This window comes from Paenibacillus tabacirhizosphaerae, assembly GCF_040812395.1.
Taxonomy (GTDB): domain Bacteria; phylum Bacillota; class Bacilli; order Paenibacillales; family NBRC-103111; genus Paenibacillus_E.
On record NZ_JBFNXH010000001.1, the window covers coordinates 427537 to 452494 of the forward strand.

At 51.2% G+C, this 24958-nt stretch carries 35 protein-coding genes and 2 pseudogenes; 3 read left to right on the top strand and 34 right to left on the bottom strand.

The features are described from left to right. Positions 1 to 14: 14 nt before the first annotated feature. The 9 genes from ABRS97_RS02080 to ABRS97_RS02120 all read right to left on the bottom strand — a co-directional run bounded on the left by ABRS97_RS02080 (position 15) and on the right by ABRS97_RS02120 (position 8703). Positions 15 to 491 (bottom strand): hypothetical protein, encoded by a 477-nt coding sequence (locus ABRS97_RS02080; RefSeq protein WP_367811233.1) that lies wholly within the window; start codon positions 489 to 491, stop codon positions 15 to 17. Continuing rightward, positions 491 to 736 carry a hypothetical protein gene (locus ABRS97_RS02085; RefSeq protein ID WP_367811234.1) on the bottom strand — a complete coding sequence of 82 codons (246 nt, stop codon included), beginning with the start codon at positions 734 to 736 and terminating at the stop codon, positions 491 to 493. Before ABRS97_RS02085 ends, ABRS97_RS02080 begins: the two co-directional genes overlap by 1 nt. Next, positions 736 to 1584 (bottom strand): phage minor capsid protein, encoded by an 849-nt coding sequence (locus ABRS97_RS02090; protein ID WP_367811235.1) that lies wholly within the window; start codon positions 1582 to 1584, stop codon positions 736 to 738. The genes ABRS97_RS02085 and ABRS97_RS02090 overlap by 1 nt, the downstream gene beginning before the upstream one ends. Beyond that, the gene (locus ABRS97_RS02095; protein ID WP_367811236.1) at positions 1584 to 3149 is read right to left on the bottom strand and encodes a phage portal protein; all 1566 of its coding nucleotides are present in this window, start codon (positions 3147 to 3149) and stop codon (positions 1584 to 1586) included. The genes ABRS97_RS02090 and ABRS97_RS02095 overlap by 1 nt, the downstream gene beginning before the upstream one ends. A gap of 21 nt (positions 3150 to 3170) precedes the next feature. Then, positions 3171 to 4535, bottom strand: a complete 1365-nt coding sequence (locus tag ABRS97_RS02100; protein WP_367811237.1) for a polysaccharide deacetylase family protein — start codon at positions 4533 to 4535, stop codon at positions 3171 to 3173. 3 nt (positions 4536 to 4538) lie between these two features. Beyond that, positions 4539 to 4823: a hypothetical protein gene (locus tag ABRS97_RS02105; protein ID WP_367811238.1), complete on the bottom strand. Its 285-nt coding sequence runs from the start codon at positions 4821 to 4823 to the stop codon at positions 4539 to 4541. Positions 4824 to 4838: 15 nt separating this feature from the next. Continuing rightward, the gene (gene terL / locus ABRS97_RS02110) at positions 4839 to 6497 is read right to left on the bottom strand and encodes a phage terminase large subunit (protein WP_367811239.1); all 1659 of its coding nucleotides are present in this window, start codon (positions 6495 to 6497) and stop codon (positions 4839 to 4841) included. 670 nt (positions 6498 to 7167) lie between these two features. Beyond that, positions 7168 to 7554 carry a phBC6A51 family helix-turn-helix protein gene (locus tag ABRS97_RS02115; protein WP_483312400.1) on the bottom strand — a complete coding sequence of 129 codons (387 nt, stop codon included), beginning with the start codon at positions 7552 to 7554 and terminating at the stop codon, positions 7168 to 7170. 312 nt (positions 7555 to 7866) lie between these two features. Beyond that, positions 7867 to 8703 (bottom strand): hypothetical protein, encoded by an 837-nt coding sequence (locus tag ABRS97_RS02120; protein WP_367811240.1) that lies wholly within the window; start codon positions 8701 to 8703, stop codon positions 7867 to 7869. A gap of 179 nt (positions 8704 to 8882) precedes the next feature. On the opposite strand from ABRS97_RS02120, the gene ABRS97_RS02125 reads away from it, so the two are divergent. Continuing rightward, positions 8883 to 9077: a hypothetical protein gene (locus ABRS97_RS02125; RefSeq protein ID WP_367811241.1), complete on the top strand. Its 195-nt coding sequence runs from the start codon at positions 8883 to 8885 to the stop codon at positions 9075 to 9077. 13 nt (positions 9078 to 9090) lie between these two features. Here the strand turns inward: ABRS97_RS02125 and ABRS97_RS02130 are convergent, their stop codons facing one another. The 4 genes from ABRS97_RS02130 to ABRS97_RS02145 all read right to left on the bottom strand — a co-directional run bounded on the left by ABRS97_RS02130 (position 9091) and on the right by ABRS97_RS02145 (position 10232). Then, a complete protein-coding gene (locus tag ABRS97_RS02130; protein WP_367811242.1) occupies positions 9091 to 9228 on the bottom strand; it encodes a hypothetical protein in 138 nt (45 codons plus the stop codon). A 313-nt stretch (positions 9229 to 9541) separates the two neighbouring features. Further along, positions 9542 to 9673, bottom strand: coding sequence for a hypothetical protein (locus ABRS97_RS02135; protein ID WP_367811243.1), 132 nt, complete (start codon positions 9671 to 9673; stop codon positions 9542 to 9544). Between the two features lie 29 nt (positions 9674 to 9702). Beyond that, on the bottom strand, positions 9703 to 9903 hold the full coding sequence (locus ABRS97_RS02140; RefSeq protein ID WP_367811244.1) for a hypothetical protein: 201 nt from the start codon (positions 9901 to 9903) through the stop codon (positions 9703 to 9705). A 203-nt stretch (positions 9904 to 10106) separates the two neighbouring features. Continuing rightward, the gene (locus tag ABRS97_RS02145) at positions 10107 to 10232 is read right to left on the bottom strand and encodes a hypothetical protein (protein ID WP_367811245.1); all 126 of its coding nucleotides are present in this window, start codon (positions 10230 to 10232) and stop codon (positions 10107 to 10109) included. Positions 10233 to 10344: 112 nt separating this feature from the next. Here ABRS97_RS02145 and ABRS97_RS02150 point away from each other — a divergent pair, with 112 nt between their 5' ends. Beyond that, positions 10345 to 10551 carry a helix-turn-helix domain-containing protein gene (locus tag ABRS97_RS02150; RefSeq protein ID WP_367811246.1) on the top strand — a complete coding sequence of 69 codons (207 nt, stop codon included), beginning with the start codon at positions 10345 to 10347 and terminating at the stop codon, positions 10549 to 10551. On the opposite strand, the gene ABRS97_RS02155 is transcribed toward ABRS97_RS02150, so the two are convergent. The 5 genes and pseudogenes from ABRS97_RS02155 to ABRS97_RS02175 all read right to left on the bottom strand — a co-directional run bounded on the left by ABRS97_RS02155 (position 10534) and on the right by ABRS97_RS02175 (position 14054). Next, a complete protein-coding gene (locus ABRS97_RS02155) occupies positions 10534 to 11088 on the bottom strand; it encodes a hypothetical protein (protein ID WP_367811247.1) in 555 nt (184 codons plus the stop codon). The genes ABRS97_RS02150 and ABRS97_RS02155 overlap by 18 nt on opposite strands. Further along, a complete protein-coding gene (locus ABRS97_RS02160; RefSeq protein ID WP_367811248.1) occupies positions 11081 to 11491 on the bottom strand; it encodes a sigma factor-like helix-turn-helix DNA-binding protein in 411 nt (136 codons plus the stop codon). Before ABRS97_RS02160 ends, ABRS97_RS02155 begins: the two co-directional genes overlap by 8 nt. Further along, positions 11491 to 12780 (bottom strand): annotated as a pseudogene (dcm, locus tag ABRS97_RS02165) (DNA (cytosine-5-)-methyltransferase); the annotation flags it as partial. The pseudogene dcm and the gene ABRS97_RS02160, both read right to left, overlap by 1 nt. A 249-nt stretch (positions 12781 to 13029) precedes the next feature. Continuing rightward, a pseudogene (locus ABRS97_RS02170) lies at positions 13030 to 13866 on the bottom strand (LAGLIDADG family homing endonuclease); the annotation flags it as partial. After that, positions 13863 to 14054, bottom strand: coding sequence for a DNA cytosine methyltransferase (locus ABRS97_RS02175; protein ID WP_367811249.1), 192 nt, complete (start codon positions 14052 to 14054; stop codon positions 13863 to 13865). The gene ABRS97_RS02175 and the pseudogene ABRS97_RS02170, both read right to left, overlap by 4 nt. 84 nt (positions 14055 to 14138) lie before the next feature. Between ABRS97_RS02175 and ABRS97_RS02180 the strand changes: the two genes are divergently transcribed. Continuing rightward, positions 14139 to 14528, top strand: coding sequence for a hypothetical protein (locus ABRS97_RS02180; protein WP_367811250.1), 390 nt, complete (start codon positions 14139 to 14141; stop codon positions 14526 to 14528). An 11-nt stretch (positions 14529 to 14539) separates the two neighbouring features. On the opposite strand, the gene ABRS97_RS02185 is transcribed toward ABRS97_RS02180, so the two are convergent. The 16 genes from ABRS97_RS02185 to ABRS97_RS02260 all read right to left on the bottom strand — a co-directional run bounded on the left by ABRS97_RS02185 (position 14540) and on the right by ABRS97_RS02260 (position 24925). Next, positions 14540 to 14713 carry a hypothetical protein gene (locus ABRS97_RS02185; protein WP_367811251.1) on the bottom strand — a complete coding sequence of 58 codons (174 nt, stop codon included), beginning with the start codon at positions 14711 to 14713 and terminating at the stop codon, positions 14540 to 14542. Next, complete coding sequence (locus ABRS97_RS02190) at positions 14706 to 15293, bottom strand: nucleoside/nucleotide kinase family protein (RefSeq protein WP_367811252.1); 588 nt, start codon at positions 15291 to 15293, stop codon at positions 14706 to 14708. Before ABRS97_RS02190 ends, ABRS97_RS02185 begins: the two co-directional genes overlap by 8 nt. Continuing rightward, entirely contained in the window at positions 15293 to 16510 is a 1218-nt protein-coding gene (locus ABRS97_RS02195) for a hypothetical protein (protein ID WP_367811253.1), read from the bottom strand. Before ABRS97_RS02195 ends, ABRS97_RS02190 begins: the two co-directional genes overlap by 1 nt. Continuing rightward, complete coding sequence (locus ABRS97_RS02200) at positions 16511 to 16951, bottom strand: 3D domain-containing protein (RefSeq protein WP_367811254.1); 441 nt, start codon at positions 16949 to 16951, stop codon at positions 16511 to 16513. Next, a complete protein-coding gene (gene thyX / locus ABRS97_RS02205) occupies positions 16927 to 17649 on the bottom strand; it encodes an FAD-dependent thymidylate synthase (RefSeq protein WP_367811255.1) in 723 nt (240 codons plus the stop codon). Before thyX ends, ABRS97_RS02200 begins: the two co-directional genes overlap by 25 nt. 211 nt (positions 17650 to 17860) lie before the next feature. Next, positions 17861 to 18385: a dUTP diphosphatase gene (locus tag ABRS97_RS02210; protein ID WP_367811256.1), complete on the bottom strand. Its 525-nt coding sequence runs from the start codon at positions 18383 to 18385 to the stop codon at positions 17861 to 17863. 224 nt (positions 18386 to 18609) lie between these two features. Then, positions 18610 to 19581, bottom strand: coding sequence for a class 1b ribonucleoside-diphosphate reductase subunit beta (gene nrdF / locus ABRS97_RS02215; protein ID WP_367811257.1), 972 nt, complete (start codon positions 19579 to 19581; stop codon positions 18610 to 18612). Positions 19582 to 19600: 19 nt separating this feature from the next. After that, positions 19601 to 21652, bottom strand: coding sequence for a class 1b ribonucleoside-diphosphate reductase subunit alpha (gene nrdE, locus ABRS97_RS02220; protein WP_367811258.1), 2052 nt, complete (start codon positions 21650 to 21652; stop codon positions 19601 to 19603). An 11-nt stretch (positions 21653 to 21663) separates the two neighbouring features. Then, positions 21664 to 22026 (bottom strand): class Ib ribonucleoside-diphosphate reductase assembly flavoprotein NrdI, encoded by a 363-nt coding sequence (nrdI, locus tag ABRS97_RS02225; protein ID WP_367811260.1) that lies wholly within the window; start codon positions 22024 to 22026, stop codon positions 21664 to 21666. Then, on the bottom strand, positions 22020 to 22175 hold the full coding sequence (locus tag ABRS97_RS02230; RefSeq protein WP_367811261.1) for a hypothetical protein: 156 nt from the start codon (positions 22173 to 22175) through the stop codon (positions 22020 to 22022). The genes nrdI and ABRS97_RS02230 overlap by 7 nt, the downstream gene beginning before the upstream one ends. Beyond that, positions 22172 to 22498, bottom strand: coding sequence for a hypothetical protein (locus ABRS97_RS02235; protein ID WP_367811262.1), 327 nt, complete (start codon positions 22496 to 22498; stop codon positions 22172 to 22174). Before ABRS97_RS02235 ends, ABRS97_RS02230 begins: the two co-directional genes overlap by 4 nt. Beyond that, entirely contained in the window at positions 22495 to 23025 is a 531-nt protein-coding gene (locus ABRS97_RS02240; RefSeq protein WP_367811403.1) for a crossover junction endodeoxyribonuclease RuvC, read from the bottom strand. The genes ABRS97_RS02235 and ABRS97_RS02240 overlap by 4 nt, the downstream gene beginning before the upstream one ends. Next, a complete protein-coding gene (locus ABRS97_RS02245) occupies positions 23012 to 23269 on the bottom strand; it encodes a hypothetical protein (RefSeq protein ID WP_367811263.1) in 258 nt (85 codons plus the stop codon). Before ABRS97_RS02245 ends, ABRS97_RS02240 begins: the two co-directional genes overlap by 14 nt. Beyond that, positions 23266 to 24339 (bottom strand): hypothetical protein, encoded by a 1074-nt coding sequence (locus ABRS97_RS02250; protein WP_367811264.1) that lies wholly within the window; start codon positions 24337 to 24339, stop codon positions 23266 to 23268. The genes ABRS97_RS02245 and ABRS97_RS02250 overlap by 4 nt, the downstream gene beginning before the upstream one ends. Then, complete coding sequence (locus tag ABRS97_RS02255; RefSeq protein ID WP_367811265.1) at positions 24321 to 24617, bottom strand: hypothetical protein; 297 nt, start codon at positions 24615 to 24617, stop codon at positions 24321 to 24323. Before ABRS97_RS02255 ends, ABRS97_RS02250 begins: the two co-directional genes overlap by 19 nt. Further along, positions 24614 to 24925 carry a hypothetical protein gene (locus tag ABRS97_RS02260; protein ID WP_367811266.1) on the bottom strand — a complete coding sequence of 104 codons (312 nt, stop codon included), beginning with the start codon at positions 24923 to 24925 and terminating at the stop codon, positions 24614 to 24616. The genes ABRS97_RS02255 and ABRS97_RS02260 overlap by 4 nt, the downstream gene beginning before the upstream one ends. Positions 24926 to 24958: the final 33 nt, after the last annotated feature.

A 24958-nucleotide genomic window follows, 5' to 3' on the forward strand; every position in this document is an offset into this window, starting at 1 on the left:
TCTAGTCACCTCCATTAATTCGGCAAAGCAAGGTCATAGGATACAACCGAACCCCAAGCCTTACCTGCCGTAGCTGAATTAATTCCTAACTTTACGGTCCCGCCCTCGTACATAAATATCGACCCGTCAAGTTGTATTTCCAACGGTGTTCCAGCTTTGCAAAATGCAACTTTATAGAATTTGTTTACCGATTTGAGTCCGTGATCGACTAAGATGATTAACTCACAATCTACATTCGCCGATACTGTCGCCTGAACATACGCAATCTCATCAATAGGAGATGGGTGCGTGAGGAAATAGTATTGTTGGTTTAGATTCGCGGAGAAATCATACCCTTCCAATACGGTACAGCGGGGTCTAGCTTCTCGTGCTAATCTAGCCTGAAAGCTTTCTTGTATCGATACAACTTCTTGACCATGTAAGGATCCGTAAGGATTTTCGCGTATATTACTTCCCTGCACCTTAACGTTTCCGACGCCCATATTACTCATTATTGATACACCTCTTCCCTAACAAAACCCTTATAAGAACTTGTCGCCGTAATCGTAAGCGTGTCGAATGGGTCAATAACCTCGTCGAAGGTTTCGCCAGGGTCTAACGTAAATGTAAACGCGTCCCCCGTGGTAAAAGTAAGCGCTGAACCTCCGTTATTAACAATAAACAACGACTCGTATTGCGACCCTAGCCGTACTGTTTTGCCTGCGCTCCCACTAAACGGTTTTCTTGCCACTCCCATTAAATCGTTCCCCCTTCGTATTTTCTCGGATCTCTTATCGGACTGACTACGTGCTTGCAATTCGGATGAAAGATCGCGCCTGACGCTCGCAAATCACCAACGTACGGATAATCGCCGTCAGCTTCCGGTGTCAATTTCACGATCTTCCCTTCGTACTTCGCGCAAGCATCCGTTGCATTATGGCGTGATATAACGCCAAATAGCGCACCACGGGCGATAGCTTCGTTAGCTGTCGCTTCCATGTGCGTTAGCATCAATTTTGTCCGTGTAATCATATCCGCATATACTTCGGGTCTCCATCGTCTGCCTCTTGCGTCTATAATTCCACTACTTACCACATCGCCTAGCGTGCGTCTCATCCCGTCGAGTACGTCGCGTGCTATCGTACGCCGCCCGTTTATCCCCGCCGCCATATTAGCGCGCATGGATTGACCGACTACATTACGGACTGCGGCGCGTACTTTTCGATCGACGTTCTGTGTAACCGCGAGAAGATCCGCCTGTGTATCCGCCACCGCCGCCGCGGCCATATTCGCGTTCATCCGGTTAAACTTCGCGATTGTTTCCGCCTCGGCAACCGTAATACCGCCGCCTAACGAAACGATCGCGCGGATAACGCCATCGCGGGCGGCCTGCGGGATAAACTCCTCGCACCATCTCGCGGATTCATCGTTTAACTGCGTCAATATGCGTGCGACTTCCGCCAAGGCCGCCGCCGAGTTCGCGCGCGAACTGTCCGTAACGTCCAATCCCCGCAGCTCGACGAGAATGTCGCCGACAGCCGCTTTATATGCGTCAACTAGGCGCTCTATCGCGTAATCATAATTAGGATCGGGTACGTTTGGCACTACGCACCGCCTCCGCTATTGAATACCGTTCCGTCAACGAATCCGGCCGCCTTCTCGTCGTCCGATATCCGCGACTCGATTTCCGCAGCCTTATCATCGTCAACGCCGTCCATCCGTTTAATTGCGGACTTAACGTCAATCGTCGGCTTATTGCCGGTTCGAATCTGGTAGACTTCGGCTTCGGCCTTCTCATCGCGAGGTATACCGTCTTTCCAGTTAATCTTCGGATAAACCGGCTCGTACGGCGTAAACCCATCGACGCCCTCGTTCGCGTAGTTTTCGAGTTCCATCGCAGTCCAAAGCGCGTCTCTAATCGCTCGATCAACGTGGACTCGTATACGTTTTACTTTCGAGAGGATCGGCATAAAGCGTGCTTTGATGGCAGCCCCATCCGTATGCGACGTACCGCTGCCGCCTTTATCTTCCGCGAGTGTTGTACCGAATAGCCACTGCGGCGTTTCCGATATTTGATAAACGAGGCCAAGCAGGATGTCGAGTTCTTTAAACGCAGCCTCTAGTTGACCGTTCCATTCCATGTAACCGGGAGTCGCGTCCTCCTTGCTGACCGGTATATACTTCCCGCCGGTGCGTATACTTCCGTCTGCTTCGCGATCTAATTCCGGACCGTACGCAGTCGGATCGCTATGTTTCCAGAGAATATAATCGATCTGTACAAGACGGTCGCTAATCGCGAGCAATACGGACTCTAGCTTTTCGATGCCGCCGATGCCGGCCCATTCGGAGTCCACCGTTTTATATGGCACGTGGTGAATGAGCAATCGCGCCGTACCCGTTTCAACAACGTCATCATCGCGCCCAGTGGCGACTTTATCACCGATCGAGTACGTCGAGACCGGTACGCCAAATCGCGAATCAACGCCAGCCTCGTACAAACGATAGCGTTCGTATACGATAAAGCCCGGTACATGGCGCTCAACGCAAAGGAACGGAATCTCTTCGACGCGATCGTCTTTACGGAGACTGAACGGTGCGATGCCCGGTATGCTTGTCGTCGTAACCCATTCAACCCACGCGATGTTGATCGCCTTAAACCGTTTACGGGAACCGCGCGTCAGTTCCGGAAATACCGTTGACGCGTCGACCGCTTCGACTATCGGCTCCGGCGCGGTTTTAGGCGCGACTAAACCGAGCGCGACCGTTTCGCCTACGTCCTGCCGATCGCCGTAATACGTCTTGATCCACGCGTCACCGCGAATTCCGCTACCGATGACGATTTCGTGAATCAACTGCGTAATATCGTTCTCTTCGACGATGCGGTTAAGCGCACGCTGTTCTTCTGTATCGTCCGGATTACCGCTTTCGTACGTAGGGGGTTCGCCGACCATTAAATCGGCCGGTTTCGTGATGAGCGCGTCCATTATGTTGACCGCGATAAATAATTTCTGAATCTGCGCGGAAAATGGCGTTCCCTTTAGCAGTTCTGAGGCGCGATCGAACATTTCCGCTTGCTTGCCGTCAAAAAACGCTCGGCCACGTTCGTACTTCGCTAAACGTTCAATATCGTTATAAGGCGGGTACTGCGCGCCCGTTACGAATAATGCCACGTTATACACCGCCTCCCTTCGTTAGATTTTTACGATTGATAGATCCGACCAATCTACGCCATATCCCGCGCCCGCTGCCGATCCGCTACGTCCTATTCCGACCTTGAGGAAGGTCTTTCCGGGTGGGATCGTGAAGGGCAGCGTTACTTTAGCCCAAGTACCGGTAGGCGCTGAGATATCGATATAGTTACCGCCCTGTACGTCGAGAATATTTAGCGCCCCGTCCGTTTGGAGTAGGATTCTTATTTTCTGCGTCCCTGCTCCGTTAGACCGTACATAACCTTCAAAGCGAAAAGTTTCCCCTGCGTAGCCTAACGAGCCGATGTTATCAATTTGGCCCGCAAGCATCCCGTCAGAAGACGACAGTTGGTTGTCGATCGAGAAATACGCGCCACCGCTGTATCCGCCTGTTTGCGGAAAGCTTTTTCCCGTCCAAGTTGACGCCCCTATGAATTTACTCCAGAAACCGGGAGCGCCCGTCGTTAACCCGGTGAACTTAGGGTCGTTGTTATAAAGAAGATCAAGGCGCTGGCTCGTCGTTGGGTCGGCGTAATTTAATCCCGATGGCGTTAGTACTTCTAAAGCGCTGGCATCTACGGAAGTTTTAACGTAGTCATACAACGATTGCAAATCGCTTAGATTAATCCAATTCGGCGAACTCGCGTTAGCATAGTCGACCATTTGCGGGTGAATGAGAAAGCATATACCATAACGATACTTAACGGCTAAATCGACCAGGGCCTTCATTTTTGCGAGCTGCTGAGCGCTTGTGCCGGTAGCAAAAGGAGTAACCGTCTGCCTTTCGAATCCGAAACCCTTAACGGGAAGTTTTCGTATCGCGCCGTTCATATAGGCGACAGCGTGGGCGTAGTTTTCCGCGATTAGCCTTCCGGCTTCGCTATTCCAATTTGCGGGATCATTGTTTTTGTCGATGTTATTGTATAGCCCCGTCGGTGTCGCTCCTACCTGCGTCCATCCTTGGCATTTGATACCGTTTGCTTCGATTGTTTGTTTACTCGTTACGATCTCTTGTTGTAAATCCGCGGACGTACTAGGAGTAATATGATTGTAACCGTGAGCCCACAGCTCAACGCCGTATCTTTGGTTTAACTGCTGCAATATCGTCCATGTTACGCCGTTGTTATTTGCGTTAGCGATGTTTGTAATCATGCTCATTCCAGACGGAAAGTTTCGCGACTTCAATTCGGCTAACATGTTCGTATTGAATTTATCGGTGCTATCGTCGAATAAAAATGCAACGGCTCCTTTTCCGTTCGTTCCGATTGCCCCGCCTTTCGATAGCTCCGCCTGTGTTTGAAAAATCTTAGGCATCGGTAACGTGTTGCTCGGCGCGCCGCTACCGATGGGTTTTTTCCAACCGCCCATACGCTAGCCCCTCCCGTACGCGCGAAAGGCAACGCTTGTTGTCACTGTAACCTGCGTAAATGGATCGAACCTATCGTCGAATACCTCACCGGCCCTAACCGTATAGGTATCCGCACCGATAGTAAAGGTTAAATCGGACGCGCCGTCATTCGAAATAACGAGTCCGTTCATTGCCTTTGTGAATGTCTTAGTTGTGGTAGTCGATCCGTTGAACGGCTCTTTCGCGTTTCCACCCGATAGTACGACTTCATCGTACGGATTTAAATTGCTGTCGAGTTTTCTTACCACTACGCTCGCCCCTGTCTATAACCAAGATGGTTTCTCGGTGATTTTCTTGCGCCCGCTTTTCGACGCGCTTACCGCCATTTCTAACGCGTCAATTACGTCGTCATGCGAATTTGTTCCGTACAATTCGAACTGCTCCAGCAATAGCACATGCTTCCGGCTAAAGCGGATAGTCCCGCTCTCAATGTCGGGAGCCATCGCTTCAATCCGTAGCTCTTTACGCGCCCGTTGGTAGATTTCTTTAACGCGACTGTGCGCAGGATAGCCCGCAACTCGCAGCGCTTCCTTCAACTTGTGAACGAAGAATTCTTGCGCCGCCTGCGCCTCGGCCGCGATCCCTGACGGTTGGTACCGGATGACCTTATCGACGATCACGCGTAGGAATACGTCCGGATGAACACGTTCGCCCCACGCATCGATAACGAAAATAGCGCCACTGATACGGCTTTTTGCCACCGTAACAATAGCGCTATAGTCACCACGCGTTTTCCCCATCGCGAAGTCTACGCCCATAAAAACATCGAATTCGGACGTGGGGAATTCGTCACGCAGTCCGTCATAGTACGTAAACTTCTCCGGATTAAAAACCATGTTCTCTTCGTCAACCGGATTGTTCATATACTCCGTATTAAACGCTTTACTTCCGTTATCCCATTTCCAGCGGAATAACTTCCATAGCGGCTGTACATCCGACCACAGCACGGTCGCGCCCCGTTCCATTTCGGCGCGATTCATTTCGTAAAGCGCTTCGGCATCAGCGGCCCTATTCGGATTATCACGATCGACATAAACGAGTCGGCACGCTTCCCACAAGTCCATCCGCTCCGGCCAATCGATAATCGCGCGAAACAGCTTCGTCTTAAAGTCCGACCGCTTCTCCATTACGTAGCGCAAAAGACTGTTGTGGTGGACCATCGTTCCCATGTATACAAACGCGGTCTTCTTGCCGGCCGGATCGCCGAGCGGTACCACGACCTGCGTAAACCAGTCGCGCATCTCTGACCGCAATAAGTCCGTATTCGTATTCTTTTTACCTTCGAGATCATCACAGATAATGAGATCAGGCCGCGTCCCGTTCCAGTTACGTCCGCGGAGCGCCTGACCGGTCGAGGCAGCTTCTACGCGACATAATAAACGCTGGCTTCCGTCTTGGCGCGGTTCCCACGCGATAAATTCGGATGAGTTATCCTTCGGGTTTTCTTGTTGTTTAACGGAAAGTAGCGGTCCGAAGTCGGCACGAAGCTTATCGTTAGACTTAAGCTGTAGCGATAGCCACTCCATGTTGCCCGTCGATACTTGCGGAGTCTCCGATATGATGATGATGTATTTCCGTTTGCGGAAAACGAGTTCGTGTATCGGAAATGCCTTCGACAAGAACGATGACTTCGCATGAGAGCGTGGTGCAGCGACAGCAATCTTCGCGTTGACTTCGCGCGTCGAGACAACGTTCATAATATCGCATATTTCCGCGTGAAAGCCGGGCGCTTCCGCAATATCGACCGGTATCCAGTTACCGCTATTGTCGGCGTTATATAGCTCGCCGAAATATTCGTACGCGAAGTATAAGAGATCAGATTCGGCGCGGTTAATACGAGATAAGCGTGTATGTTCCGCAATTTTAGCGTCTAATTCCGCTTTTATCTCGTCAGGTAACCGTTTATATTCCGCGTCAGGCAAGGCGGCAAATTCGCTTATTATCGCTGCGAGATCGTAGATTAAAGCTTCGCGCTCAGTCCGATTAATCCAGCGGTTGTTTACCCATGCGATAGGTTGCCGCCTCCCTTCCGTAAAGTCAAACGTTATTTTTAATACGTGAGTATTCCGCTCACCTGAAACCGGGTCGGAAAACGTCCCCCTTGGGGGTATCGCACTTCACCGCGGTAAAGCGTTACTCAACGACGTTTTATGCACGATGTCACATTTCGTTTATGCACGCTCTATACGGGTACATATGTATAAAATAACGTAGTTTTGTACATATGTCCGCGTTAGTTACAACGCCGACAAGCCGCATCGTTATGCGATTCCTCTTCCGCGGATAGTTAACGTGATTAACCTTCGTTTATACATCGTTTATGCAAACGCTGAGAAAGCGCACCATTACGCGGTTCTTGTTAATCGTAATAAGTACGGTTTTCATTCGTCCGCGACCGAGTATGCAGCGCGTATACATTCGTAATAATTACGTTATACACTTTATCGCGGTACAGTACGGAAGGAACGCTGAAAATTCCGGAGAGGGTGCGCGTCAGGAGCGTCTACCCCGTAATCTAACGTTAACCACACGTACTCACAAACGCACTCAACACGTCCCTACTACTATATGCCGCGGAAAAGTATAACGTTGTTACTCCGCCACATTGCGTTGTTTAAACGCTTCTAACTTCGCTCTTAACGCTTCCGTATCGGTAACGTCCGCCGCCCTCGTTTCAACTTCGATCTTATCCGTGAGTAACCCGTTGATCTGTAACGCTAACTTCGCCATCGCCGCGTTTCCGTCGCGTATAGCAATATCCGCGAGTGATTCGATTAACTCCGGTAACTTATCCTGACTATTGCGTACCATCTGCGTTTTTAATTCGCGCTCAAATGTCGGCTCCTTACGCCAGTTAGCGAGTGTATTCGGATGGATGGCGCATATTTCCGCGATTTCTTCGTAAGTCTTGCCGCCTTTTTTCGGTTGGGCGAGCCACGATATCGCGATATATTGTTCCGTGCTTAACGTTTTCGACATTATTAACGTTCACCTCCGTTATAAAAAAAGAATGACGGGGCAAAACACTAAAGCGCCCCGTCCGCTTCGTCACTACGTTCCTAGCGACTATTTATTTATCCGCGCTTTCTGCTTCCTCAATGTATATAGTCCGTAAACTCACGATAATATACGGTTACTCGCGTAATAAATTCTGCGCGCTATCTTTGGAAGACTAAGATATAATTTTGCACCTAAAACGCCGAGATCCCACGTGGCACTAGGCGAGTCAGCGTTTTTAGGTGTCCGAACCAGCGCACACAAAACGCCAATGTGTCCGAATCAGCGCACACACTAACTCGCTTTGACGCGGAATATAGTGCGCAAGGTCTCGTCAGGAACGCTCATCTTACGGTAAAAAATCCACGGATTGAACATGTATGACTCGACGCCGCCAATCGCCACTTTCGCAATAACGTACTCGCCGTCAACCGTCATCTTCGGCAGTCTACGCGAAATCTCACCGACGCTAATTCCGATCACAGCCGCCAGTTCAGCGCGATTAAGGGCCGCCACCTTTTCCGGAATCTTCTCGCCAGGATTCGTGCATAACGTATTAGACGCGTAATGTACTAGCGGAAGCATCCGATATATCAAGCCCAAGTCTTCCGGCTTCACCCCGCCATAAATACGCTTAATCTTCGCCGTATAAGACTTAATTACGGAAAGGCCGGTCGGCGTTGATCCGCGGAAATGATAGCGGTCATTTACCGAGTGGCTGCCGTCTGAATTCGCGATAAGGATTCCGCCACTTACGCATTTACAGAGGAAATCGTAGAAAGACGACTTCTTCCGGCGGTCGTCCATACGGAGTGCCTTACGCATGTCGTCCGTTGTCATGGGCGACCTATCCGCGTTAATTAGGCGTCCCGTACCGTAGCTAACGTAGCACTGTAGCAAGAGTAGATAACCGCATTGCGCCTTCGTTAAAACGCTTGTTACCTCGTGTAAGGCGTCCATTACCGAGAACGTGAAATCATATGCGCGTCCACTAAATACCGCGCGTTGTGCTTCGAAATAACGCTGACTTGCTTCGATTTGCTCGCGTGAACGGATAACGTAACCCTTCCCGTTTGGGACGAACGTGCCGACCTCGCCTGTTTCCGGATTGATGCCGCGTTCTAGCGTCATATAATATCGATCTCCTCTACGTGATTTTTGGAACGCAAAAAAGACGCCAGAGAATGGCGTCCATAACGTAATACAGGGTTAGAGCGTAAAAAAGACGCCCGAAGGCGCACATTATATGGTAAAATAAGGATAAATCCGGAAGCACCGGTCAAATATGATAACTTCCGGAGGTAAAAAGAATGAACAAAACGTTAACGACTAACACCGATCTATTCGCGGCTTCTCTAACGCAAACAACCGTCATAGTGAGCACGGGTGGAAACCTTGAGTATGCGGGCATTATACGCGGATACTGCGATAATTACGTAAGGATACATGACACGTGGTTTTCGCGTAAAGAATACGAGTTTAGCATAATGGCGCGCGATTGGTGATGTAGCTTAATATTCACTCAGATACTTCGTGATCGTGTTTCACTTCATGAAAACAGCCGTCACACAAATCTTCTTGCCAGATGATGTTGTCTCTATCAAACGTACGAGTGCCAACCGTTTTATTTTCTTTTTCACACATTTCACATTTCATTCCAATGCACGCTCCTATTCATTTTGATACCTTAAACTCTTTAAAACATTCCGCGCAGAATTGCATAGTTTTGACTTTACCTTGCAATTCATAAATTTTTATATACTCAGTTCTGGAACAAAAATCACATAAACATTCACGTTTTTTCGGATCGATCTCTACTATTTGCACCACGGACACCTCTATTCATTTTGTATCTAAATATCTCTTGTGCATCAAAACGCTAATCCGTTTGTAGTTAACGCTAAAATCGTGATAGTGATACCACTCGTAAGGCGCTTTACCTTTCCAAAATGTCATGTTCTCACCCTATTCATTTTGATTCATCGCTAAATTGTTCCGAACTATGATCTGGTACATCATCGTAACAACAATCATCACATCCAGCGTCTTCGCCGAAACTATAAACAGAACCGCACACTTCGCAGGAAATCACATTGTCCACTTGTAGACCTCCTATTCATCAACGAATTACTAGTCTCCGTATATCACCTTAACTTCTTCGACGGTCAAAGCGGGCTTGGGCTTGCCCTCGAAATGCTCTAGTGCCTGCCACCAAATCCAAACACGCTTCCATCGCGGACGAGTCAATATTTCCTCAATGCCAAGTTGTTCGCCCTTAACCTCGTACAAGTACTTTTGTATCGTTGTAGCGATTTCAATGTCGAAGCTCATTTATTCGCGCACCCCTATTAACGCCCGCCTCTACGCGATACTACGATTGACACGATAGTAACCGCTAGTGCTGCGATTGTAATTGTGACCGTGATTACGTTTAGCATAGCATACGACCTCCTTCGTTCATATTGCGATATATTTTTACGTATATTATAATCGTATTAGCGAGGGGCTTGCGCCCCAACACTTTTACGCTTGATTTAGTTCTCCGGATGCTCGCCGTTGCCGCGGTTAGCATCTTTTTCTTTTCTAACGATTAGGTATAAGTTAATCGCCGCCACCGTTAGATTCGTTAATGCCGTTATGAGCATTATCCACTTGTCCATCGTATCACCTCCTCCCTTATATATTCATTATACGATATCGCATAACGTATGTCAATGCGTTTGACGAAGAAATATTCGTTATCGTATAATGATCAAGGAGGTGCAAACGCGAATGAACGTTATCCCACGATTAGGCGAAATACTGGAGGAGCGCGGAATCACTCAGACGCAACTATCCGCCATGTCCGGAGTTCCGCAAGGCTCTATATCTCGTTTCGATAAGAACACACGCCATGAATCCGCCCATCTCTTCGCAATATCACGCGCGCTCAGCGTTAAGATAGAGGAACTATTTACACTCTTAGACAGCGCTGAGTGAGTCGCGCCACCTTTGCGCTAACCCTGCGCTCGCTGTAAATTCCGCAGCTAATTCGCCGCCTGTATCGCGCAGATTGTACGCTATAATAACGCTCGGAGACGTATCCTTTCGATACTGCGCGTTTCGCGATCGATTGCGTTTTATCGCTAATTCATCCACGTATATTAACTCGCCAATGGTACGTTTACGGCGGTTAGGATATCGATAATCAAGACCGTCGGTAGCGACGTTATCCGCCTTAGAGAGCGATGTCTCGCCGGACATATTCGACGATTCTTCTCCGCGTCTTCCGAAACGGCGGCGGCTAAGTTGGATTTCGCTCATAATCGGGTACTCGTTGTGCAGCGTTTTGTGATTGTCGGGGTCCGTCAGTTCCTCGCGTAGAATATAATCGGTCAAACGTTCCAATTGCGCGGGGTCGTGTGGCCCATAGCATGACTCCGTAAGTTCCTTAATTGCCGCGATTCTCTCGGTACGGTCGGTGATGGCTCGTGCGATTAACGCGTCAACTGCGACCGCAAATTCTGTCTTATTCATTCGTTATTTCCCCCTCATCCGTCTCTGTTGCGTCTACTTCAACCGTGACCTCTCCGTAATCCCACCGCTGAAATACCGCCGCAATCCGTTCGCACGCAACGCCAAGATACTCGTTAACGTTCTTCTGCGCGATCCCCATAATCCGCGCTGCTTCCGTCTGCGTCAGGTCGCGCCCATATACCCACGCGATAGACTCCGCTTGGCGATCGGTCAACCCGGCGGATTCGATAGCGCTATGGAGATCGATCGTAATGTCAACCGCCGAGTAGTCGCCCTTAAATTGTCTTTCCGCGATCTTATGGCGGTCGCGTAGCAGCGCCTTAACGCCGTCCGACGTATTTAACGCGTAGGTCTGCGCGTATTTGCGTGATTTCGCTTCAATATCGATTGATCCCGTTGACATTAGGCGTGCTCCCTTCGGTCGGCAGATAACGCCGACACCTCCGTTTTATTTGATTGCGACTCACTTACGCCCAACAACGGAATCAAACGCTTCGGCTCTCCCAGGAGCGGCACGAGCCGTCTCCCTATTGCGTTGATTACGTTAGTCGTTACGGCGTTTCCGGCTTGTTTATAGCGTTGCGAGTCCGAAATGCCTGCGTCCCGCGCTAGCGTGTGCTGCTCGTCGGTGAAACCTTGTAGACGCCAGCATTCGAGCGGCGTAAGCTTGCGGATGCGGTAACGTGGGTATTTACCGATGGCGATTCCGTGCTTATCCTGCGCAGTTAAAGTGAACGCTTCCTCTCCGTCCTCTTTAAAGCGGCGTCCGTTCTGGCGTTTCTCGGGACGATCCGGCGTGAGTACGGCACGAACCTCTTCCGTCACAACTTGTGGAACTTTATCGAGACGCGCCGCCTGTAGCGTTCTTGTTTCGTCGAATTTAACTGTAATAGACGCGCCGTGTGTTTTCTGCACAACGGTGAATGGCGTAAGAACTTTCGGACCTTCTCCTTTATTCGTTGTTAGCGTAGGGCTTAATCCGCTATCCGCGTATACACTACAATTCATTCCGATACCGGACGGATTAACGTTTCCTACGTTCTCGACTGCTATCTTAGGAGTTGTATTACCGCTAGACCCTGTCGGCGCTACGCCTGTCGGCGAATACACGCGCCTACAAATGTCGTGACCGTTGATCCCGTCGACATGACCGATCATCTCGCATTCGTCGGAGTCCGCGCGTTCGCCGAGCTGCGCTATCAACTTCGCCGTCTTTTCCTCCGACAGATAATAACGCTCTTCTACGTTACTTTCGAGAATATCGCGCAGTCTCGTTGTCACCGCAGCATTCGTCGGCCAATCGAAGTTAAATGTACGAATACCGAGCGTCTGCACCCTCCGTTTAGTCTTCGCGACCACACCGTTTCCTTCGATGATCCATTCACGTTCGTAGGCGTCACGACTCGCAACGATAAATATACGTTCTCGATTCTGCGGTACGCCGAAGTATTTCGAGTTAACTACGCGGAAATCGATCGCGTAGCCGATATCGCTAAGAATTGCGCACATCGTTTCGAATGTCTGACCGCTATCGTGCGAGAGCAGCCCCTTAACGTTTTCAAGCAGCATCAAACACGGTCTCTTAGCGCTTGCAATACGCGCAATCTCGAAGAATAACGTACCGCGCGCGTCCTCGAAGCCTTTGCGCTGACCGGCGACACTGAACGCCTGGCAGTTATGGACGGCAATTAGCGGCAGGCAGTACGAATTATCTACGGCGACCTCGAAGTTATAGACCGGAACGTATTTTACAGACTCCTTAGTTATCACATCAATCTTGAAGAATACGTAGTCGTCTGTAAATTCTACGCAACCGCCTTGCGACTGAGCTGTTCGAAGGTAGTAGCAATTCTTCGTACTAACTACGCGTCCTTCAATGATCGCTGTTCCCGCCTTATTTCCGAGGGTTAGCGAGTACAAGCGTTTTTCTACTTTTAATAGGAGGCGCTGTAATGATTCCAGTAATGAGAGTGATGTTGACCCGAATTGACGGTAGTTTCCAGTTACGCAGCCGTCACCGTTAAAGTACCCTTCGAGTAAGGCCGACGCTAACTCGATCGGCAAGTTATGGATAAACTCCGGGAGATGTTTATCTGACGCGGTTTTCCCGCTAGTAAAGTTCTTGATAAACATCCACAACTCCGCGCTGACTATGTGAATCTTCTTACACGTACGCTCCTCCGCAACGGAGTAATTTACGCTAAGCCCATCAAGGATAGGCGCGATGAACGTCAACTTTCTCTCGTTTGCCGCCATTACGATTCTGTAGGCATTGCGAACTCCTTGCGGACGATTGCGACTATCCTGCGTCCAACCTTCGGCTAACCAATAACCGACGAACCTCCAGAAGTCCGCGTTAGTAAATGGTAACGCAGATTCGACGTCAGTTAACGTTGTCTGATTAATAGCCTTAGTGTACGTAAACTGATTCGGTATCTTGCTCGCTTTATTCAACGGAAATCCAACGTAATCGTCTGTAGTTAAGTCTTTCGCGTTGACCCACCCTCGCTTTGTCCAGAACGGATGCTCAGACGTTACTTTTACCGGTATTCGGTAATATTTAGCGGTGATTTCGTATAAATCGCCTTCGTACAGCTTACTCATTGGCGTAACGACTTCACGATAAGCGCCAGTGTGAGTAAGTACCACGCCACCTTTGCGTATATCCTCGATATTTTTAAATCCGTCTACCGTGACGATCTTCTGTCCTGCCGGAAAACACGGGAAGCCGCCGACTAATACGTCGTGATCCGGAATATCGTGCGCGTCAATTTTCATAATATCTCCGTGCAATTCCGGCGCGCCGTCATACAGCGCCTTATACGCTCGCGTCGCGAACGGATCAATCTCGCTCGCGTCGCGAACGGATCAATCTCGCTCGCGAATACGCACTCGCCACCTAACGGATCAAGCGCAGAGCGGAAGCCGCCTATACCCGCGAACAATTCGATGTACTTAAACGCCATTTAATCGCTCCTTTACGTTGATTTTGCGTCCATCTGCGCATATAATAACGGTATAGAATCGTACAATTTCGGGAGGAACTCCGCATGTCTAATAAAATCGTAATCGACGTATGGGCGAACGCTGGCGCACACGGAGGCGCTGCGTTCCTCACGTCGGATAAATTCGGCCGCGTCCGTATGTCGGCGGGCTTAGTCGAGCTCCTTTCGTGTAAGGACGCGGCCATTAAGCTTTACGTCGGCTTTGACGCGGCGAACAAACGGATCGCACTCGGCAAGCCCGACGTTGTGAAACCGTCCGATGCTAATCCGGTCAGCTTCGATAAGGGCCGCCACTATGCGAATATCAGCGCATTTATGAAGAAGCACCGGCTACCGTTTGATGCGGTCAAATACTATTACGACGGCAAGGTTGACGGATGGCTCGTCTTTAAACGCGAAGACTATACGGCGCCAGACGGAAGAGGAACGGAATAGCGAGCGAAGTTCTACCGTTTTTCGTCTTCCCACGGGTCGCCGTACGTTTTCTCTGCGCCTCCTTCGTGCTCCATCGGCGTTCGCTCGTCGTAGCCCTCACCGTTAAGCTGCGCGATTCTGCCGCGAAAGTAGCCTGCATGGTAGCCGGCGCGGTATGCTTCGTACGAATCTAGTCCGTTACGCACGGGCACCCACCTCCGCCATAATTGCGTCGACCTTCGCGTAAAGGTCCTCCACGCTGCCGTCATTAACGATTTCGTAGTCTACCGCGAATGTGTTGACGTGTGATTCCGTCTCATGATGTAAGTCGACGAGTTTAAACGTATCGACTGATTGGATCGCGCGGTTGATGCGGACGCCTTCGGGTGCCGCTACTCGGATTATGACGAAGCCTTCATATCGGCAGCGGGCGTATTCGTTTTGCTGGCGAAGGTCGGAGATGACTACGCGAAACGAGACCGAAAACCGTCCCAAAGAGATTAAACGATAGGCATCCGCTCGTTCCTTTAGCACACGATACTCCGAAATTTTATCGAAACATTTACGCACCCATACGTCAGGATCACGCTCACGCATCGTTTGACCGAACCACTGGTAGAGCTCGCGCGGTTTTGCGCTGCCATTGACGTCAAATATATCGTTTGCGTAACGCTTGAGCTCGTCACCGAATGCGAAGCGTGTATAACCGTAGCGCTCCGTGAGGTAAGCGCCTACCGTGTCCTTACCGCTGCGAAGGTGTCCAGTTAACGCGATGTTTACTGGCACTAGGCGGCCACCTCCTCGCGTGAATCATCGGAAACAATTACATCCTTTACATAATCGTATATGAGTCCGTCCGGTCGCAGTGCAGCGGGGTTTCTATAGTAAATACCTCCATGAGTATCCTCTGTAACTTTCATAACAGGACCGCTTGAGTTAGGTAAGAACCCGGAATCCTTCGCTTTTACTACGTCCCCAACGCGCACGCCCTCCGGCTGAGGCGCCGCCAAGTATTCGGACGGCACCGTCAGACCTAACGCACGGCGAAGCGCAATCGCCTTACCGATGTGAACGTTGAAGCAATCGTCCGGCGCACAACGGGCTTTGCCGACTAATTTCGGATTATCGGCGCAATATCGTAGGCGGATCAACGCGACAACTGTACGTTTTTCTTTGTTAACGACGAAATCCGTTTTTACATGCCCCACACCTTTTAGTAACGCGTATTTTTCGTACCCACGTCCGTCGTAAATATCCGCAGTCAACTCCGCTACGTCCTTCTTCGCCATCTCGACGATCTCATCGCGCGTTATCTTCTCCGGCTTAAACGACACTCTGATTGCGTCATCCAACTTTTGCGCGAGAACCTCTACGGAAGATTTACGCTCAAGCTCCGTCACTTTCAACGTAAGCCTGGCGACGGTCTGCGTCAAACCATCGATTTGGGCGCGCAGGTCGGCGGACGGTTCAGCTGCCTTTTCCGTGATCTTGAGCCCGCGCTCACCGATAAGGGCGCGCTTACCTTCCGCGTTTTGAACAACCCATATGGTGACGCCGGCGAGGGTACCGTGTGGGCCGCTGACGAGGAGCGTAACCATATCGCCGTTCTGCGGCTTGTAAGCATCCCGCCCCACCGCGTCAGGATACCCGTACTTTTTCGCGAAAGCATCATAGCCGCTATAGCGACGGCCAGCTTCCGTAACTTCCGCGGTACGACCGTCAATAGGGACTGCTGGCTCGAGTATTACATACTCACTACTGCCACTGTTTGGACCTACGTACCATTGGCCGCCACATGCTTTATCGAAGCCAACATTATTGAAGCCGGAAAAATCAACTCGGTCGTCAACAGCACCAACCCCTACCACTTTGCCGATATTGCCTTGTGAGAAGAAACCGTAATTGGGACTTACGCAAGTAATCTTAACGAGATCCCCAACGTTAGCCTTCCGGCTTACTTCGCGAAATTTCTTACCATCAATTACCGTTGTTTTTGCGCTCATCTAATCCGCTCCTCTTCCGCTCGTTGGCGGGGATATTTTAACCTTCAGCGTTTGCCTACCGAATTGTTTAGCGCGCTTCTCCGACGTCATGTAAACGTCTAGTCGACCGCCCTTAATTGCACCACCACGATCATCGCATGTGTACGTCCACTCCAGCGCCGGAATTTCTACGCGAGTCCCGAACGGTAGCTCTCGCGGGCACGCCGCAGTTATGCCTTCTATCGCTTTCTTACCGCTGGCTGTAACACCGTAATCACGGTCGCCCGGCCGCTTTCCCGTCGAGCGGTAATCGGAAGTATACGCGGTGATTTCGTATTCTTGCGTTAAATTACGTTGAACGGCGGCGGCCTTGTACTCGCGAACGAATAACGGAGCCGGCGGTCCTGCGTAAGATGCTGCGAGCGTGACTGCAAGGATTAACTGAAGTATGGCGCTACCCATGCGTCAACCTTTTCAATTTCAGCGCGGATGGCTTCGGCGAGGGCGGCGATCTCCCACTGTGCGTGCGTCCGCTCGTTGCGTTTTCCGTAGAATTCGAGGATGGCGCGGAGATTCGCGGTCATGACGAGATTGGTGGCGGCGGCATTCGGTAGGACGTAACGGGCATCTTCGGCGGGGACACCAGCGGCACGAAGGTTATCGTAAGCGGACTGTAACGCCTCCATTAGCCATCCGTACATTTCGTCAGCGTCAGGATTTGCCGCTATACTCTGCGGCGTTACGTAATTGAAGCCGGCCGCCTTATCTCCGCTGCCGAATTTAACGTAACGCTGCGACTGAACGCTGAAGGAAAACTGCCTGTGACGCGTAAGCTGCGCGAGAAGGGACCGCGATACGCCTTCGACTGCGAATGTGTACATAATGTGCTCAAGTGTTGACGCGTGACCGCTGCGGACAATGTGGCGGAATAACCGGTCGGCCTCCGTGCCAGCTTCGCCGTCTGACGCGGATTGGCAGAAGTATTTTGCGCCCTCTAGTGCGATGATGTCGGACGGTGGGCTCGGCGAGTAGCAGGTCCGGATTGCGGTAAGAGCAACGGCGGCGCGGTCAAGTCCGTCATAGGCACCGGCTCCAGCGCGAAGGAGCTCGGCTTGGGACGTGTCGGATAGCGCGGTATGCGCGATTAGTTTAGCGTTCACTCAGCGGCCCCCTTCTCTAATTGAATTAACGCTCTACCGATTGAGTCAACGATTTCAAACGATCTAATAACCTGAGCGTCATTACCGCAGACATCACACAATAACTCTGTTATGACCCCACATGATATAGTAGTGTAGGTAACTGATATAGGAGAAACCCCTAAAGTTTTAACGAATTTTCCGCAATTTTTACAGTTAACTGAATTTCCCTTCACGCATACACCTCCGCCCGTGTCCCCGTACTACCGAAGCCGCCAGTACCGCGTTCCGTCACACTCAACGTATCGACTACGTTAAATTGCGCTTGATTGACGGGAGCGATAACGCCCTGCGCGACTCTATCACCTTTTCGGATGAGATACGTACCAGCCGGATATGTGGCGCCTATATCCCACCGAAGCGGATCAGTTAACGTTTGCAGGCCGTAAATCCACTCGCCGTAATCTTCGCTCACGTTATCGAACATCATCGCAACCTCGCCCCTAAAATCACTGTCTATAACGCCTATTCCGTTCGGCTGGCGCAGCTTCGTCTTCAACGCGATTCCCGATCGCATACACACGTACATTACGTACCCTTCCGGAATCTCAAACGCGAGGCCGAGCGGCACTTTCGCCGTCTCGCCTGGCAAAATTACTATGTCCTCGACCGCGACTAGATCAAAGCCAGCCGCCCCCGCCGTTGCATATTGCGGGATGACTGCGTCGGGGTGAGTCTTGCAGATATTAACGTTCATTCAGAGCCTCCTTATCGTAGTTCTATCGCGTTAGTCATAAACACAGTAACCGCTAAAAATAGCGCAGCCCCGACTGTAAAGTTGTCCGGAGTGTATCCCGTAAAAATGTAGAGAACGAAAAGTGTTCCCCAATATAGCGCCGCCAGTACGTTTAGTAAAAACATTTTAACGCCTCCTTTTCGGTTATATAACGTTAATGTTGTTATTCGGGAGATTCGCACACTTTATGCGAAAATAAAGTCCGCATCCGTCATCGGCTCAACGTTGAGCGCCATCACATAGCCGTCGCCCTTCGTCGAAAAGAAATCGTGATGCTTCGTGCCGGTATCGAGGCCGTTTTCAACGATTGCGCTAAACTGTTGTGGTTCAAACGCGGGATCGAGCCCGAGATTCGCCAGCGCCTTATTCGCGTTGTACTCAACATAACGCAGCACATCGTCAACAATTTCGCCCCCAAGGCCACCGTAAATCTCGCGAGTATATTCCGTTTCGTTGGCGTGGAGGACGTGCAACAATTCCGTCGTTTCGTATGCCGCCCATTCCAGATCATCTGGAGTCAGTTGGGCACGAAGTTCCTGCGCTATGTACCCGACGAAGACGCCATGGATGGACTCGTCGATGAGGATTTTGCGTATAATCTCGCCGGACGCTGCCATTTTACCTTGGCCTGCGAGGTACAACGGATAATAGAACCCGCTGTAAAACAGATAACTTTCGAGCAGCACGGACGCCACACACGCCATATAAACGTCATATGCCGACGGCTTTTCCGCGATCAATTTGCGGTAGTAACGCGAGATGATCGTGGCCTTTTTGATGAGCTGCGGCTGGGATGGCGCCCACTTTTCGAGCAGGTAATCCGTTTCGGATGACGGGAGTAGGTTCGTAAAAATATAGGAATAACTCTTCGCGTGAATGTGCTCCATCGCGCTCATAAACGAAAGAACCGCCCGTTTACGGTCGTCACCGATATGTAGCGCGATAAGCGGCATTCCTTCGGTCGCTTGATGCGTATCTAGGCCAGTCAATCCCGCCAGCACACGCTTATAGACGGTGCGTTCCGCTTCGGTCAGCGAGTCCCAGGATCGCGAGTCCTTTACGACGGGGAACTCGGTCTCCGTCCACATTTGCGCAATATTCTGCGCCCAAAATACGTTTACGTAATCGTTGGTTTTATTCCAGTTAACAACGCGCAAGTCAGCGCCCCCTCTTCGTTTATATGGCGCAGGACGTGCACTCGCTCGGATCGATGCGATTAGTCCGCGTATAATACAGCGATTTAAGTCCGCGATGGTGCGCATAAGCATACAAGCGGCCGAGTTCGCGCGTGCTGACGTCACTATCTACATATAGAATCGTGCTGATTCCCTGGTCGATATGCGGCTGAATTTCCGCGATAAGATCGATCAGCTTGTATTGGTCGACGTTATATGCCGACTTATAGAACCACTGATTATCGCTCGTCAAATACGGCGCCGGATAAAACGTCTCGCCATTACCGTAGAGACGGCGCTCAATTACCTGAGTAATCGGCATGACTGACGATGTCGCGTTCTGGATATACGCGATACTTTGCGTCGGCGCGATCGCGAGCCGGTACGCGTGGTAGAGGCCGTGGTCGGCGACATTACGCATCAACTCCTGCCAATCGCGCGGACTAGGCAACGCCACTCCCACAAATAACTCACGAACGCGTTCCGTTCTTGGCGCGAAATCCTCCGTTAAATAAGGTGCGAAATAGCTGCCATCCGCGTATGCCGTCTCACCGAACCCCTTAAATGTCTCCCCACGGTTAGCGGCCATATTCATCGACGCTTCAATTGAATAAAAATTCATCGCCGCAAAGAACGTCCGGCAGAAATCGCGCGCCTCTTCCGATTCGTATGCGATCTTATTCTTTGCGAGGAATCCGTGAAGGTTCATGACGCCGAGTCCGACAGAGTGGAGTTCATCGTTTGCCTTACGGACGCCCGGCGCGTTAGGAATGCGAGAAATATCGGATACGACCGTCAGCGCTTCGATGCCGTCTTGGACAGATTCGCGCAGCTTACCGGTTACCATAACGTTCGCGATATTGAGCGAGCCGAGATTGCAAGAGATATCGCGCTGAATAACATCGCCGTCTCCGTAGTCTCCAATTGTTGACGTTTCCTGCAATTGGAATATCTCTGTGCAAAGATTCGTCATCTTTACGCTGCCGAGCGCCTTCAGCGGATGGACTCGATTTGCGTTGTCTTTAAAGAAGAGATACGGATAGCCGCTCTGTAACTGTGTCGACGCAATCAACGTAAGCATATCGCGCGCGTCCATTGACCGCTTCTTTACATGCGGATTCGCTACGAGAAGATCATACATTTCCGCCATATTCATATCATCTAAATGGACACCATATGTACGGTGAACCGTGTGAGGAGCAAACATATAAAACGGAAGACCGGCGCTTGCTAATTCGAAGAACTTCGACGGCGCGATTAGTCCGATGGAGATACGGTTAAGGCGGATATCCTCCTCCGCGTTGATCTTCTTCGTATCCAAAAATTCAAGCACGTCCCAGCCGAACACGTTGTAATAGACAGCACCGGCTCCCGGTCGTTGGCCGAGCTGGTCCGCGTAGGCGAATCCGAGTTCGAGTTGCTTCGCGACCGGCACGACGCCCTTTGCGATACCGTCGATACCCTTAATTGCCTCGCCACGACCGCGGATTTTCGATAGGTTAATCGCTACGCCGCCGCCGATCTTGGACAGTTGCTTCGCGGTGCTCTCCGTATAGTTAATAGAGTTTAGCGAGTCGTCCGCCTCAAGCAGGAAGCACGATACCATTTCGCCACGACGCGCACGGCCTGCGTTAAGGAACGTCGGCGTGGCAGGCTGGTAACGTTGCTCCATCATGGAACGCGCCAAGCGGACGGCCCGCGGGTAATCGCCCTGGCCGAGATACAGCGCGACGATGGAGACGTGCTGCGCGTAGTCTTCGAGGTACAGCGTCTTGTTGTTCGTCTGGAGTGCGTAGTCCTTATAAAACTTGGACGCAGCCATGTACGAAGCGAAACGGAAGTCGTAGGCAGCCGTGATTGCGTGAATGTCCGCGAGTTGGGTATCGTCGTATTGCGTGAAAACATCGTAGTAATAATCGTTTTCGACGAGATAACGAAGGCGCTCAATCACGGAGCCGAACGTCATCGACCGCCCGGCAACCTCGCGCATAAACTCGGCGGCAGCTTCTCCGTCCTTTTCTAAGCGGTAGAAACCGTCCTCTCCGCGTTGCATGATTTCGTTATTTAGCTCAATGTGGCGTGAGATAAAGCGTCAACTCCCTCGTTAAATTTGCGTATGTCTTCGGCGGTGCCCGCGAGTTCAAACTTGTGAATAATCGGCACCCTGTATTCTTGCGCGATCATGTCAGCAGCGGCTCCGTAGTTGGCGCCCCAGTTACGATTTCCGGACGCAGCGACTCCACGTAGAAGGCCGCCATACTTAGCCAAGTAACGCTCAACTGACGCCGGTACTGCGCCGAAGCCGACTGTTGGCGTCACGATAACAAACGGCTCGCCTGGCGGCTTGTCTGCGGTATGAGAGCGCAAGCCTGTCCGCTCTACGAAGCGCCGGACGTTACCGGTTAGCGAATAGTAAACGATTAGCATTCGTGGCCTGCTTGCGTTAAATCGCGCACAAGCTTATCCCGAAGCGCTATCAGGCGCTCTTTTTCCGCAGCGTTACGGAGGAGGGCCGCGTCTATTTCCGCGATCCGAACCACTGTCCATTCGCGCAACCGCTGAACATACGCACTCAAAACGGTTCCTCCGCCTTGCGAACGAAGTCGAGCCCGTTATCAACGCAAAACGCGTGCATAGCTTTCGCGAGCTCATCCGTATAAAGCTCGTCGTTATCGCCCCATTCAAGGCCGCGCTCATTCGTAAACGCGTGAAAAACTTCGTGCCAAAACGTCTGGACGGCGCTCTGTTTCGAGAGGACGGATTCGTCACGAATTTCAATTAGTTGCTTATCGTACGCTATTGAGCCGACGCATTCGCGACCCTTAACGGTAATCGGGCGGTCAACGATCTTCACGTCGTACGTCATCGCACCGACCTTCACTTTACCCGGTATCCTCATACGTCAATCAGTCCTTCCGTTATAAGATGAGCGAGAACAACGGCGGCCGCATCCGACTCGTCATCAGTAGCAAATGCGTAATCCTCCGGAAGTCCGCAGATTCTCCGAACGATCAAAGCAAGTTCCGCCTTCTCCGCCTTACCGCTACCCGCGACCGTCTTCTTTACGGATGTTGGCGAAATGTTCGCTACTACCGAAAGACCGACGCGGCTTAATGCGCGATCGACGGCCGACCATGCTCCGTGGATCTTATCGTTCTGCTCGTAATTACGTGCTGGCGGCCATATCTCGCGGACGACGGCGGCGACGGGCGGACCTTTTCGTAAGCGATCGCGCAGCCAGACGAGCGCAAACGATTCGATTAACTCGTAGCGCAGCGTCTGAGTGTCGCTCGATTCCGTTTTATAATGTGTATGGGCAACTAGCGTTGGTTTGCGTGATTTCACGTCAATGATCGCGAATCCTGGTGAGGTGATCGATAAGTCGAGGCCAATATAACGCGAAATTTCCGTTTTATTCGGTGGCAGGCGCGATCACCTCCGCTTTAAACGTATACTCCGAGTTGTCCGTCCATACAACGAGCTCACCTTCGCCGGTAATAACGTCCTGGACAAGCGATGTATGAACGGCCGTTCCTTCATCGACATATCCGTAAACCATCGATTGCCCGACGCGGCAATTAACGATTTCTACGCGGTGCCCTTTGCGGCGTGCTTCGCGTTCATGTGGCGTGCCGTCACGGTGGCGGATTGAATCGATAACGTAAATCATGCAGCCGCCTCCGTTCGAATCCGTTTAATATCCGCAAGAGATTCAGCATAGCCGCGCTTCTTCCAATCCGGAAGCTGTGACGCTTGTAATCCGGCCACTTGACGCTCAAGGGCCGCCATTTCCGCATCCGATAACGATAGAGCCGACGCTTGTTTATAGTTGTTAAATGTCCACTTGTCGAGATCTAGCGCGGGTGGCTCGCCGTTATCGACCGCGACCAAAACGTCGGCCAGCGATTCAAGCACAGACACCCGCATCTCTTCTGTAATCGCGACTCCGAACGCTTTAATATCGCGGGATTTCGCATATTCTTCCGTTGTCATGATCCAGGATTTTTTGGACGCGTTGACATAGAGAATAATGTAGTAATCGATTGGCTCGGCGGCCGTACCGTACATAAGCGAGTAGCAAACGGTCTGCTTAACGTGATCTTCCTTTGGGCCGTTACGCGTCGAGTAGTCCGACGTTTGAGCGTACGTTGTTTGCTTCGATTTGACTTCGAGGCCGATGCGGATTATTTCGCCATCTTCAGAAACATAACGCATGATGCCGTCACATGTGCCGAACAGCGCGAACTCCTTGCCGCGAACCTTAAATCGCGCCGCTTTCTTCGCGAAGTCCTCGAAAACGGGAGTCCCGTCCGGATTACGTTCGAATGAAAAGCGTCTGCCCTCTCCACCGTGCTTCTCCGCGTAGAGAATGTCGCGCTGAATTACATCTCCGATTGCAGTCCCGATACGGGTCCAGCGTCCCTGGTGCGGTGGGCGACCGACCTTATCGCGTTTGGCGCCGCGGATTTTCTCGTAGAGCTCGCGAGGATCGCTGTTCGCAGAAGACGGTGAGAAATACGGAATGTCCCGCGGTGGGAATACGGGCTTGCCGCGCAGGGCCTTCGTGTACCAATCGTGAATCTGCGCGTCGAGTTCGTTATCGTACACCTCGTCCGCGGAATGCCACGCGTCTAGGAACGACTCAAAATCGGAGGCGATGCGATTGGCGATATCTTGCGGGTCGTCCGCTACTGCTGCGGAACCGGTACGTGTAAAGACGCTCAATGGACCGCCTCCCAAACTTCGCGTACAATTGTTCGCGTAACTTTGCTAACTTCCGTAATATCGGCGTCGCCCCAATCGTCGTAATTCCAATCAGTAAAGTACGAGCCTGAACGCGAGATGTAGCTGCGATAGAAGCACTCGCCATCTGTAAAAATTACGCCGAGTGTCTGGTACTTTTCCCCAGCGCCGTCCCAGTCGTCTGTTTCGGCGACCGTAAACCTGACGCCGTTTACAACGAGCTCATCCTCGCGCCAGAGTTCGATGAGTTGTTTACTCGTGAGTTTAACGTTCATATTCGCGCCTCCTTTAACGTTTTAATACGTGAATTTACGTCATCCTTCAAATCCTGCGGAATTGGTGTATCCGTTCCGAACTCGTCCGTCCACATCGACTCAAATCTCCGGACGTAGAATCCGATTGATTGCGTACATGTCGCTGTAGCTACGCGCCGCCATAACCAACCGCGGAGACTGCGCTCGACTTCCGCCTTGTCCCAAACGAATACGTTGCATCCGTATGGGCAATCGTGGTCGCCGACCTCATCCGCAAGTACGCGGAATGTGCGGCGGCATTTCGGACATCGTTGTGTGGCTGACTCCATCGTCGTCACCTCCGCTATGATAATGTACCGCGC